Raw genomic sequence first — 12582 nt, forward strand, 5'->3', positions numbered from 1 at the left:
ATTAAATAAAATACGCAATTACGGTAGCACTAATAATGACAAGTAATTTGGTCAAATTAAACTTATGACCTTCCGAACTTTCAAACAATATCGTTGTCGAAATATGTAAAAAGATTCCAATCACCAATGCTGTAATTTCGTTTTGATAAGCTTCTAAAAATGTCAAATGTTCCGACAAAAAGCTTCCCAATGGTGTCATTAATGCAAACAAACATAAAAAAGCTAAAATAGAAGCTCTGGGTATTTTCGATTTATAAAAAAACGTTGTTAAAATAATAGCAATAGGAATTTTATGTACTACAATGCCATAAATCAAATGATCGTGATGATGCATAGGAAATCCTTCCAAAATGGCGTGAATACTCAAACTAATAAATAGAAGCCATGGAAAACTACTATTATCTTTATGAATATGTACATGCCCATGTTCGGCTCCTTTAGAGAAAAACTCTAGGAAAATTTGCAACAGTATTCCTGCCATGACAAAAATGCCGTAGCTACCTTTATAATTGCTAAAAACGTTTGGTAATAAATTAAAAATGGTAATTGCCAATAAAAAAGCTCCACTAAAAGCTAGTAAAAGCTTCATGTGTTTCTTTTCGCTTGGACGAAAGATTGTCACAAAAGTAAAACCTAGCACTACGGCTAAGATCGGTAGTATATAATGCATCATTTGAAAATCATAATCAGTCTTGTAGAAGTCTTTTTATTAAACTTCCCCAAACTATAATCGCCAAAAATAGCTAATAAATTAATATCTGCCGCAGTAAAATAGGATTCAAAATCTTTTAAACTCAAAGCTTTTACCTTTTCTGTATAATGATGGTCACGTCCATCAGCTTCAAAACGAATATCTTTATAAATAAATCCGTCTTCTACATAACGATGCAAACGAAAGATAATACCATCTACTTCCTTAATTTCATTTTCTACTAAGTTCTCTATAATAAAATCAGCATTCAAGAAATCAATCACACCAAAACCATGTTCATTGAGTTCTGCTTTAATAGATTTAATGGTGCGCAAATTATCTGATTCATGTTCAAAATAACCAAAACTAGTAAACAGATTAAAAACAGCATCAAACTGTTGCGGATATGGTTTGCACATATCATGGACTTCAAAACGAAGAGTTTCATTGGCAAACTCAGAAGCATGCGCAATACTATTTGGAGACAAATCGACACCTGTCACATTATATCCCATCGTATTCAAAAACACGGAATGTCTTCCTTTACCACACGCCAAATCTAAAATAGTTCCATCTTCGGGCAAATTCAAAAACTCCACCAAATGTTTCATAAACGCTTCCGCTTCATCATATCCTCTGTCTTTATATAAAATATGATAATACGGAGTGTCAAACCACGACGCGTACCAAGTTGTATTTTCTGTCTGCATAATTTTCTTTTGAGGTTTCCGCTATACACTTCCACTTTGTTACGTGTATATCGGCCAGGCTATCCACTATATCTTTTTAAAAAAAAGTAGTCATTGCGAGAATTTAATAGAAATTCATGGCAATCTCTGCATTCAATACACAAATTACTTCGGCGTATAGCCTCGTAATAACGTAATAAAGTTTTTAAAAAGGATGTCGTTGCTATCCTTAACCCAATTAGTAACTACAAATAATCAAAGTGCAAAATTAACGTATTTTACACTTTTATGGTCGTAGCAAGGATAAAATAATTTCAAAAAAAGATATACAAGCTTTTGTGCTTTTCAAAAAAGCTGCTTTAAAAGCGTAGTTTCAAACTACATGTAATTCCGTGAATTGCAGGTTTTACGCATGTTGCCATTTCTTTATAATTCCGTGAATTGACGTAAGTGTTCCTATTATAGACTTCATTTTGTAGCTACTTTAGCTCCTGAATCTTAATATGTTTTATAAAATGAAAAATATGAAAAACACAATGTATGCACTCTTGATGCTCATTATAATTTCTTGCGAAAATGAACCTGCGCCCATCATAACATTAAGCAGTGAAAAAGCAATCGTAAGTTTTAGTATTAACGGTATGGAAGCGTCAATAAACGAAACCGACAAAACAATTAGTCTTGTATTACCAGGCGGAACAGACATTACAGCAATAGCGCCACTAATTACCATATCAAACAATGCGGCTATTGCTCCAAACTCAGGTGAAACTCAAGATTTTTCTGCTCCTGTACTATATACGGTTACAGCACAAGATGCAAGTACCGTAATATACACAGCTACCATTACTACCGTAGCTCAGAGTTCTGAAAAGCAAATCACTAGTTTTAGCATCAATACAGTAAATGGAACTATTGATGAAACAGCAAAAACAATCATGATTACGTTACCAACAGGAACCAATGCAACGTCGTTAAGTCCTGTCATTTCCGTATCAGATAATGCAACTATTTCACCAAATTCGGGAGTTGCACAAGACTTTACAAATCCTGTAATGTATACTGTTACAGCAGAAGATAATAGTACAGTAAACTATACAATTACGGTTACCGTGACACCAAGTACTTGCGCAAACCCTGCAAACATTTATACATTTCAGTACAACGGAAAAACGTATGAATTGGTAAGAGAAAATAAAACCTGGACGGAAGCAGCAGCTTGTGCTGTAGAAAGAGGTGGATACTTAGCAGAAATTAATGATGCAGCAGAAAACACAGCTATTTTTAATGAGTTAATGAACAATGCCGGAATTACATTAAGTAATACAGTATCTAACAGTGGAGGCGCTGCATCGTATGTGTTTTTAGGCGGAAATGATATTGATGCTGAAGGAACTTGGGTTTGGAATGGCAATAATGACGCAATTACAACACAATTTTGGCAAGGTGATGCTAGTGGTCTTCCGGTGAACGGATTATATAATAATTGGGGAATAGAACCAGACAATTTTGGCAATCAAGATGCTTTAGGCTTAGGATTAAATGTATGGCCACAACCTACAGGCGGACTCGGAACGGCAGGGCAATGGAATGATATTCCTGCAACGGACGCACTTTATTATTTAATAGAATTTGATTAAAAAATAAGTAAGAGAATTTTAAAAAGTTTCTCGTATTTAGTTAGTTCTTGGTTTTACGATACAATCAAGATATCAAAAAAAGGATACAAAGGTAGCTCAGTAGTAAAGCTGAACTATCTTGTATCCTTTGTAGGTTTAAAAAAACTATTTTTTCTTTTTCAATTTCTTCCCTTATATATATGTACTATTAAATACTATTGATATACTTTATAAGTTTTAGCAAGTCGTTTTCTTTACGCACTTTAAGATTTTCTTGCTTTATATAAGCTTTTACTTTTTCCTTTTTTGTAGAAAACAATGCCGCAAATTCTTTATTGTTTCTTGGCAAAGGAATTACGGTTCCTGAGTTGTTGATTTCTACATAAAAGCGACTTCGTGCATTTTGAAATTCTGCTTTATCACTCGTTCTTTGATTTCTAGAAGGCACGTACTTTTTATGGTCTTTTCTATATAATGATAAATAATTATCTTCTTCCAAGAGTACAAAATACGCTAGTGTAGACGTATTATCTTCATTGTTTTCTCTTAATACTTTATACCTTAAGTTCTTCTCAGGAAATGCAATCAAGTGTTTTTGGTGTCTCTTGTCAAGTATAACAACAGCATCTTTGTCTAAAATTTCCATTTCATCCAAAAAAGCGTTGTATCGTACTTTAAAAACATTTTCTGTACTCGATATCGTTGCTTCTCTAAAAGTTGCATCGTAAAATTGTGAGCCTTCAGCTTTGCTAATAACACTTTCTAAGGATTCTCCGTTCGTAAGATCGCTATACGCTAATGAATTGATATTGTTATGTATAAAAGCAAATTCTCTATCATGATAAGAGCTTACTCTTTGAGAATACATTTCATTGGTGCCTATAAGCAATAACATGCAAACACACATAATTTTAGATGGTAACTTCATAATAACTTGGTTTTAAGTGTTTATTAATGGTTTTAAACATATCAAAAACCATTCCTAACATGCCATTTTGTTTTTATATAAGATTCCCATAGTTTTAGCAATAATTTTTAAGTCGTAATTGCAGCATTCAAAAAACACTATGAAAAATAATCTCAACAATATGGCAGGCTTGGATATTTATTTATCCAACATTACCGAAGACGAACACGCTCAAAAGAAAGTAAAAATGCAATCCGTAAGTTATAAGACCATGCCGTTAATGAGTTGGGATATTTTTATGGAAAACTATCATAATACGTTACTTGCTTCAAAAAAGAAAGCAGAGCAGTTACAAGTAGCGAGTTTAGCTAAAAAATACAATTGGCAAAACGATTTGGATTTGGTTTTTTCTGAACATGAATATGAAGCATTGATCATTACAGATATCCATCAAAATATTATTTGGGTCAATGAAGGATTTACCAATATGACAGGCTATTCGCAAAAGTTTGCTTTGCACAAAACGCCAAGATTTTTACAAGGAACCGAGACTTCTGTGGAAACAAAAAATAGAATTCGCCAAAAAATTAAACAGTAACAACCTTTTAAGGAAATCATTATAAATCATAAAAAGGATAAAACTACCTATACATGTGAAGTCAACATTATACCATTGTACAATGAAGAAACGACACATTTTATAGCATTAGAAAAACAAGTAGTATAAAAACAAAAAGTCCAACAAATTGTTGGACTTTCTTTTTCTAATGAATTCTAAGAATTCTAGCTTTCTTCTTCTCCAACATCTTCTGTTGAAGTATTTACAGAACCTGTGCTTGCGTTTCCGTATACAGGCTTTTCGTTGCGTAAAATATCAATAACACGCGCAAAATTTTCAGCGTTCATATATGGTGTTTCTTTACGATTGTTTCTAAAATCAGTAAAATAAAACTTTCCTAAATCTACTTTTGGATCCCAAATAGCTTGATAGCCTTTTAGAAGAGTCCAACCTTTAGTTCCTTGTGGATGATGTGGCATAACTTTTTTCTCTTTAGTGATTAATAATTATGATACAAAGCTAACACACCTGAAAAAGAAGAGAGTAGGAAAATCACCCTATTTATAGTAGTGGAATCACTAATATTTTATAAAAACATAACGCTTATTTTAAAAAAGCAACCCACGCTAGCGCTCGTTTATAACGAGTGCTTAACACTCAAAAGAAATCTTTAATAACCTTCGTTTCAACTCATCTCGCAAAGCTTCACTTAAGTTTTGTACTTCTTTATTCTTACCAACAATTTAGTTTCATTACAGCAAGAGTTTCAACAAAGATCATAAAGATCAAGACGATTACTTAGATGGTAAATATTTTTGGGCTTCAGATATGATTATCGTTGATAAAATTAATAGAAAAGAAATCACAGAAATTATACATCATCTTACAAAGGATTATGAGTTTTGAATGTGTTTTTAACAAAATACCAGACGAAGAAGAATAGTTATTACGTTAACAGGACTTCATTCATCGTATTCAAAACTTTATTGTGCAATTTGTGATTTCTTTGTAACAAGAAACTACTTTTATCTACTTATACACAAAGAAATTATATGAAAGAACTCCTAGCACTCAATAAAATATTTTTACGAAAATCATTTTTATGGATTAGTGGTATTGGTTCTTTTTTATTTTCTATCTACGTATGCTTCTTTTTTGCCGAAATTAGTGCCAAGTGGATGCTTATTATCTATAGTTTAACATTAGTGATCATACCGTTATTTCTAATTTCTGCTTGGTCGCTAGATTGGTTTCGCAAACGACGTTTTAAACGTAAAATACTTGCTCAATATCCTTTTTCTGAATTAGCTTCTATCGGATTTGTAGAAAAAACGTTAAAAACCAATCACAACAGTTTGGTAGACCATGTTGTGGTTGCAGAAATAAACGATCTTCATATCGCATTTGATGTAGATCTCCATACTCCAAAAACGGCCACTTTTACGGTTTATGGTAGCATATATGATATGAATAGTAAAGAGTATATACAAAAAGCGAAAGACTATGCGTATAAAAATATTGACTTTACACCAGGATCATTTACAAGAATGATTCACACTAAAAAAGAATCTGTACAATCCATTCAACAATTGCAAAAAGTACTAGTGGAGTTTACACATATTGTAAAAAAGGAACGATTTCAATCACTTGCATTGATAAAGTAAAGAATCATACAGTATTTACTTTAACACTACTTCATATATAGTTTTCAATATTTCATTGCGTAATTTGTGATTTCTGTGATTCAATAAAATTGCAATGCCCCAATTCTTAGCTCTATTATAACAAAGTATAGACGATTGTCCTATAGAATCTCCCGATTTTAAGTATAAAGTATTCGCTTCATCATTTAAAATCATGAGCCCCAATCCCATAACTCTATTATCATCTTTGTAAAACTGTTTTTCGGTCAATATAGCCGCTTTCCCAAGTATTGAATCTTCATTCAATAAAGATTTTATGTACGTAATTAAGTCACTAGCATTCGATTTTATCAATCCTGCAGAAGCCAGAATATTCCATGTAAAAAAATCTTGTGCGCCGCCTTCTACATTATAACCAACGGTTTTGTTAGGCACATCAAAATCGGTAGTCAATGTATTGGTAAGTTGCAAAGGCGCAATGAGTTTTTCTTTGACAATTTCCTCATAACTTTTACCATATACGCTTTCTAAAATTTGTCCCAACAAGGCATATCCAATGGTAGAATAACGATAGGTACCATAATCGGTCAATGTGGTACAATTATTTATAAGTTGTGTGAGTGTTGCTTGCGTTACACTACTTGTAGGTTGCTGCGGATTTTGCGCAATTAATTCCTTAAAGTCAATATCAGGTAAGCCAGAGATATGCGCGCCCAAATCTGAAATCTTTATTTTTTGTTGAATGTTATTGTGAAGTGTGTATACTTTAGGTAAATACACATCTATATACTCATCTAACTGTAATTTGTTTTCATGAACAGCTTGCGCGATTAAATTTGTGGTGATAATTTTAGTAATGGAAGCAATTTCAAAAACGGAATTCTTATTTACTTTAACAGCGCTTTCTTTGCTGAGGTTTCCGTATGCCGTATAAAACTCTTGTTGATCTTGTATAAAACCAATACTCATACTAATTTCAGGATACTTTTGATGATAACTTTGTACAATAGAATCTAGTTGTTGTGTGTTGCTTTGCGCGAACGAAAACTGATGAATAAATAATAGGACGAATAAAAGTGTAGCGGTATGTTTCATGTTGCAAAAATGTATTTGTGATTTTGTTGGATACAAATGTGCAATAGAAACAGTTGCTGTGCGACCGATTACGTAAAGTCGAACGGATTTCTTTAAAATAAAAACGTACGACTTTTTACAAACAGCTGATTATGAGTTGTTTTTTCGGTAAGCAGTTGGTGTAACGCCCGTATGTTTTTTAAAAGCCGTATTGAAAGAAGATTTCGAATTAAACCCAACTTCGTACAAAATTTCAAGTACAGTGCGTTTTGTATCGGTAGTATCTATTAATAATTCTTGCGCTTTTTTGATGCGGTATGAATTTACAAAATCAAAAAAATGCTGTTCCAAAGTATGGTTAATCAAGACCGATAATTCGCGTACCGGAATATCAATTGCATCCGAAACATCTTGAATCGTTAAGGAAGCATTTAAAAAAGGTTTTTCAGTCTTCATATATGCTTGAAGCTTTTGCAATTCAGCATTGGAAGTAATATTGTCAACCGTAGCCGTTGACTTCTTTTTTTCTTCAGAAATGATGGTTTCTACCAGTTTTAAATTGGAATTGACACTTTTAAATAATGTCGGATGGTGAAGCGCTTTGAATAAATACCAACAAATAATAACTAAATTCAACACATACAATCCAATCGTAATTTGATCGGAAACATCGTCATTAGTTGAAAATTTAAAGATATTTTTCACCAAAGCAAGCACATAAAAAATAGTAATAGCCACAGAAAGTTGAAACAACCATTGATGCGATTGTAAACTGTTTCCTGTATAATTTTGGAGATATAATTTTTTAGCTTTTCGTAATGCGAGAAAAATTAAAACAATATAAAATGCTACTTGTACATGCAGAAATACATGATTGAATTGCACTTCAAACACATTTTTAAAATCGCTTAGAAAGCTTATTTTTTCAGAAGTATTTGCCAAATAAAAACGTGGTACAAACACCAAGTTTACCAACACAAATGAAAGCACATGCAAAAGATGTTTCCATTTCAATATAAAGTTGGTATAAGAAGCAGAAAGGATATACAAGTACAAGGTAGGCAGTTGCAAAAAGATGACTAAATTCCGAAACATTGCCAAATTAGACATTTCTCCTGCAGCAGGTTGGTACAAAAAACCGCTAACATCAATAGTTGTCAATACTAAAAACAATGCGAAAAGTCGATTGCTCAATTTATTTTTAGAAGATACCGTTACAAGGAATACTGCTAAAAATAAAGAAATGAATATTGAAATGGTGACAATGGTAAATAAGTAGTCGAAATTTTCCATGTAGTTTGAATCGGATTAAAACTATAATAATCTTATTGAATATCAAAATGATTTATGAGATAAGCTTTTTGCAGATGCAAAAGCAATAAAATAAAGTGCTTGACTACAACTTTATGTAAGTGTTTTGATGTATTTATACTGAAATAGAAATAAGAACATAAAAGGAGATCAATCACCGTTTATTAGCTTTATATTACAAAATGTAACACTTAAATTACGTAACAAACCTTATATATGGCAATAGACACAAGCGCATATCGCGAACAAGCAAGAATCGTTTTTGGGAAGTTAAAATCGGCAATCGAAAACCCAAATAATGATCCCAATACAGGAAAGGGAACTACCAATGAAATGTCTTATTGGCGAATGGGTTGCTCTTTTGATACCATGACAGATTATCTATTATTGATTAAAGATTCTACACTTAAAGAAGATATAAGTCTATATAATGCTTATAAAAGTTCACTTCAAACGCAATTAAAAAATACGACCAATTGGGAAACACGTGTAGATCCGTATGGACAATATTTAAAAACCATGATTAAATTCTGTGCTTCCTGTTGTTATGATGATTTTGCTTGGTGGGGAATTGTTTCAGCGAAAGCGTATCCTAAAAGTCCTTACTACCATTTATTTTTAGATCTTTTTGGAAGCGAAGGTGTACAAACGTTTCAAAATATGGCAACTCAAATTTGGGAAGTTGTAAATAATGGAAAATATGAAGCGATCTTTAGTACAATTCCAGCGGATTATCCTGGATTTGACGAAGATTTTAAAACAAAATTTGTAGCTCGTAAAGCGTATCATGGCGGTTCACCAAATGTTTGGAAACGGATTACAGAAGATACTCCGAAAGGAGTCAAAGATTATTTTGACAGTCCGTCCGCGAATAGTTATGTAGAACCACGCTATCCAAACGGAATGTGGCAGTATGATTACTATTGGGATCCGGTAAATAAAACAGATAGTTATAAAGATGGAACGCCCCAAGAATGTTGTGCGCAGAATGGTGATCCAAAAAACACAAACTTTCGTATTGGACCTTTTCAAAATACCTTAATGAGCGGATTGGTATTGGTATATGCATCACGTTTACATTCATGGAAATCGGATACTCCAGAAAGTGCTTATTTAAATGTAGCCAAAGGTGTGAAAGGATTCTTAGATAATTGGTTTACTCTAAAAGGAGTTTCTGGAAAAACTGCCGACAATCAATTATTATGGCATTATGATGATGATATAAGTGGCACTAAAATTCTAGCGCGCGAACGTGTTGGTACGTATGCGCCTAAAAAAGGAGCAGGAGGAAAGTTGGAAGAAATGAAAGTACGTGGATATTGGGCTTCTGATAAAGCGGAGACTGATGGAACACCTATTCCGAATCCAGATTTCCCCACAAATAGAGTGTGGACAGGTGATCAAGGGTTGTTATTGGGTGGACTTGTGGAGTATGAACTTGCAAATGGAAATTCTGAAGAAATAAGTGAACTAATTACAAACTTAATTACAAGTACTCTTGATGTTGATGGAAAACTGTTTTATCCACAAAGCGCTTCTTCTGGAGGAAGTTTGCAGCATTTTCAACCGTATGAAGAGTGGGGAAGTCATGCCAATCTTTTTTGCTTACGCGATTATTGGTCTGGCGCAGGAGTTTTTTGGCGTTACCTTTTACAAACGTATAAAACCAACGATACAGTCAAAAAAGCGGTCGATTCAATATTAAGTACAGAAAATAATGCAATTATTCAATCTGCCAATGCTGCACCAACACCAACTTGGCCTAAGGGAAAAGGATCAACACCTTTAAAAAATGAAGTTGGTGAACTATTTCTATGGTTCAGTCCAATGGCAACACTAACAGCTGCTATTTATATTTTGGAAAATTCGGCAGCTCAATAATCTTAAAAGTACCACTAAGCAGGCTAACAAATCTTAAATTAGTTTGTTTAGTGGTAAGCTTTCTCAAAACAAATTTTATAAGGCAACAAATTAATGTACTTTTGCAGTCAGATTAGAGAAGCAAATGGGACAAGATAATTTTAAAATGGTTGCCAAGACCTTACATGGTTTTGAAGACTTATTGGAAGACGAACTTAAAAAGTTAGGTGCGCAAGACATCCGAAAAGGAACGCGTAATGTTACTTTTAGAGGCGACAAAGGGTTTATGTACAAGGCGAACTTATGCTTGCGTACAGCAATTAAAATCCTGAAACCAATTCGTTATTTTAAAATTAGAAACGAACAAGACTTGTACGATCAGGTATATAATATGCATTGGGATAAATACTTAACGCATAGCGATACCTTTATGATTGATGCTACAGTAGCTTCGGAACAATTTACACATTCGCAGTTTATTGCTTTAAAAACCAAAGATGCTATTGCCGATAAATTTCGTAATACGGAAGGCAGACGTCCAAATGTAGATTTAAAGTTTCCAACATTACGCATACATGTACATATTCAAAACAATGATTGTACAATTTCTTTAGACAGTTCGGGTGGTTCATTGCACAAGCGTGGATACAAAACGGCAACCAATATTGCACCAATCAATGAAGTATTGGCGGCTGGTTTGGTGATGATGTCTGGTTGGGATGGACAATCTGATTTACTCGACCCAATGTGCGGAAGCGGAACATTGGCTATTGAAGCGGCTATGATTGCGTGTAATATTCCGCCAAACATCAACCGAAAAGAATTTGGTTTTGAAAAATGGCAAGATTGGGATGTCGATTTGTTTGAAAAGATAGAAGAATCTTCTTTGAAAAAAATTCGTGAATTCCACTACAATATCTACGGATATGACAAAGCGCCTTCGGCAGTACAAAAAGCAAAAGACAATGTGAAAAATGCTAATTTGGATGACTACATCAAAATTAGTCGTGCAAACTTCTTTGAAACGAAAAAAGAAGGAGAAGAAAAGTTGCATATTTTGTTCAATCCGCCATACGGAGAACGTTTGCATATTGACATGGAAGAATTTTATGCAGATATAGGAGATACTTTAAAGCAAGGATATTCCAATACAAATGCTTGGTTTATTACTTCAAATCTGGAAGCTTTAAAATTTGTAGGTTTGCGTCCATCGCGAAAAATAAAAGTATTCAACGGAAAACTAGAATCACGTTTGGTAAAGTATGAAATGTACGCAGGAAGTAAAAAAGCCAAACATCAACATAAAAACTCTTAAAAGATTTAAACAACATGACACCAAAAACAAAAGCATTGATTTTGAACCTTATTGCCTTTGTATCACTTTTTGTAGTGTTACGTTACTTAGTATTAGGTTATATCATTTCTACAGATGGATTATGGTTAGCATTTATTGCAGCAGTGATTACAAGTATTTTAGCACCTAAGTTTTTTGTAGTAAAAGATCAAGGAAAAGAAAAGCTGATTATGAAAACCATTTTTAGTAAGGATATTAGGGAGTTGTGATTTAACAACTATCCCAGTAAAAACACATTTTGAAAAAGTCTTTTTTGATAAGGTTATCTTGAATCAATAAGTGATTTTATGAAGCTATTCTTCCAGTAATTTTTCTAAATACAGAATCACTTCCACATACTTTTCATCATATAGTTTTTCAATAAAGGCAGGATTTTCTTTTCGGTAAACATTCAACATACGACTTCCTGTATTTTTAGAATGTGTCACATTCGCAATACGATCGCATAATTTTATAAAGGTGGCATACGGTGTATTTCGAATACCAGCATAATATTTATCTCCAGCGCGTTCTTTTCGTGTGCGTCCCTTATCGTTTGTCAAAGCATAGGCGAGTTCGGCAACATCTTCATTCAAAGCCTTTTTTACATCATTATAAGTTTCACGGGCATCTTCAATGACATCATGAACCCAACAGCCAGCCAATACATTGTGTTGCGCTTCTTGAGGGATGAGATGTAAAAATTGTTCAGCAGCATTAACAACCATTTGTAAATGAAACTCATACGGATACTGATCGTACATATGATTGGCATCTCTATGTTTTTCAGATGCGTATAAGCGTGCTTTTTCGTTGATAATGGTAATTCCCATAAAAATTAAATTTCTATCTAAAAGTAGTAAATATTGAATTGAATACACTCAAAAAATATAGCT

The 12582-nt window shown here is 33.2% G+C and carries 13 protein-coding genes; 6 read left to right on the forward strand and 7 right to left on the reverse strand.

All coding sequences use genetic code 11. From position 1 onward, the window contains the following. Position 1 precedes the first annotated feature (1 nt). A complete protein-coding gene (locus tag Q0845_RS10640; RefSeq protein WP_298512684.1) occupies positions 2 to 673 on the reverse strand; it encodes a ZIP family metal transporter in 672 nt (223 codons plus the stop codon). Continuing rightward, positions 670 to 1401: a bifunctional 2-polyprenyl-6-hydroxyphenol methylase/3-demethylubiquinol 3-O-methyltransferase UbiG gene (locus Q0845_RS10645; protein ID WP_298512687.1), complete on the reverse strand. Its 732-nt coding sequence runs from the start codon at positions 1399 to 1401 to the stop codon at positions 670 to 672. The genes Q0845_RS10640 and Q0845_RS10645 overlap by 4 nt, the downstream gene beginning before the upstream one ends. A 503-nt stretch (positions 1402 to 1904) precedes the next feature. Between Q0845_RS10645 and Q0845_RS10650 the strand changes: the two genes are divergently transcribed. Further along, entirely contained in the window at positions 1905 to 3020 is a 1116-nt protein-coding gene (locus Q0845_RS10650) for a DUF5018 domain-containing protein (protein WP_298512690.1), read from the forward strand. 187 nt (positions 3021 to 3207) lie between these two features. Here the strand turns inward: Q0845_RS10650 and Q0845_RS10655 are convergent, their stop codons facing one another. Then, complete coding sequence (locus Q0845_RS10655; RefSeq protein WP_298512693.1) at positions 3208 to 3927, reverse strand: hypothetical protein; 720 nt, start codon at positions 3925 to 3927, stop codon at positions 3208 to 3210. A 139-nt stretch (positions 3928 to 4066) separates the two neighbouring features. Here Q0845_RS10655 and Q0845_RS10660 point away from each other — a divergent pair, with 139 nt between their 5' ends. Continuing rightward, positions 4067 to 4504 (forward strand): PAS domain S-box protein, encoded by a 438-nt coding sequence (locus Q0845_RS10660; RefSeq protein WP_298512696.1) that lies wholly within the window; start codon positions 4067 to 4069, stop codon positions 4502 to 4504. Positions 4505 to 4689: 185 nt separating this feature from the next. Here the strand turns inward: Q0845_RS10660 and Q0845_RS10665 are convergent, their stop codons facing one another. Then, complete coding sequence (locus Q0845_RS10665; protein WP_298512699.1) at positions 4690 to 4944, reverse strand: hypothetical protein; 255 nt, start codon at positions 4942 to 4944, stop codon at positions 4690 to 4692. Between the two features lie 573 nt (positions 4945 to 5517). On the opposite strand from Q0845_RS10665, the gene Q0845_RS10670 reads away from it, so the two are divergent. Continuing rightward, complete coding sequence (locus Q0845_RS10670) at positions 5518 to 6129, forward strand: hypothetical protein (protein WP_298512702.1); 612 nt, start codon at positions 5518 to 5520, stop codon at positions 6127 to 6129. Positions 6130 to 6144: 15 nt separating this feature from the next. Here the strand turns inward: Q0845_RS10670 and Q0845_RS10675 are convergent, their stop codons facing one another. Beyond that, positions 6145 to 7203 (reverse strand): serine hydrolase, encoded by a 1059-nt coding sequence (locus Q0845_RS10675; protein WP_298512705.1) that lies wholly within the window; start codon positions 7201 to 7203, stop codon positions 6145 to 6147. A gap of 129 nt (positions 7204 to 7332) precedes the next feature. Beyond that, positions 7333 to 8475, reverse strand: a complete 1143-nt coding sequence (locus Q0845_RS10680; protein ID WP_298512709.1) for an AraC family transcriptional regulator — start codon at positions 8473 to 8475, stop codon at positions 7333 to 7335. 234 nt (positions 8476 to 8709) lie between these two features. Here Q0845_RS10680 and Q0845_RS10685 point away from each other — a divergent pair, with 234 nt between their 5' ends. The 3 genes from Q0845_RS10685 to Q0845_RS10695 all read left to right on the forward strand — a co-directional run bounded on the left by Q0845_RS10685 (position 8710) and on the right by Q0845_RS10695 (position 11916). Next, positions 8710 to 10374, forward strand: coding sequence for a hypothetical protein (locus Q0845_RS10685; RefSeq protein WP_298512712.1), 1665 nt, complete (start codon positions 8710 to 8712; stop codon positions 10372 to 10374). A gap of 124 nt (positions 10375 to 10498) precedes the next feature. Continuing rightward, the gene (locus Q0845_RS10690) at positions 10499 to 11668 is read left to right on the forward strand and encodes a class I SAM-dependent RNA methyltransferase (protein ID WP_298512716.1); all 1170 of its coding nucleotides are present in this window, start codon (positions 10499 to 10501) and stop codon (positions 11666 to 11668) included. 14 nt (positions 11669 to 11682) lie between these two features. Next, the gene (locus Q0845_RS10695; RefSeq protein WP_298512718.1) at positions 11683 to 11916 is read left to right on the forward strand and encodes a hypothetical protein; all 234 of its coding nucleotides are present in this window, start codon (positions 11683 to 11685) and stop codon (positions 11914 to 11916) included. A gap of 84 nt (positions 11917 to 12000) precedes the next feature. Here the strand turns inward: Q0845_RS10695 and Q0845_RS10700 are convergent, their stop codons facing one another. Further along, positions 12001 to 12519, reverse strand: coding sequence for a phosphohydrolase (locus Q0845_RS10700; RefSeq protein WP_298512720.1), 519 nt, complete (start codon positions 12517 to 12519; stop codon positions 12001 to 12003). Positions 12520 to 12582 lie beyond the last annotated feature (63 nt).

This window comes from uncultured Kordia sp. (assembly GCF_947489565.1).
In the GTDB taxonomy this organism is placed as follows: domain Bacteria; phylum Bacteroidota; class Bacteroidia; order Flavobacteriales; family Flavobacteriaceae; genus Kordia.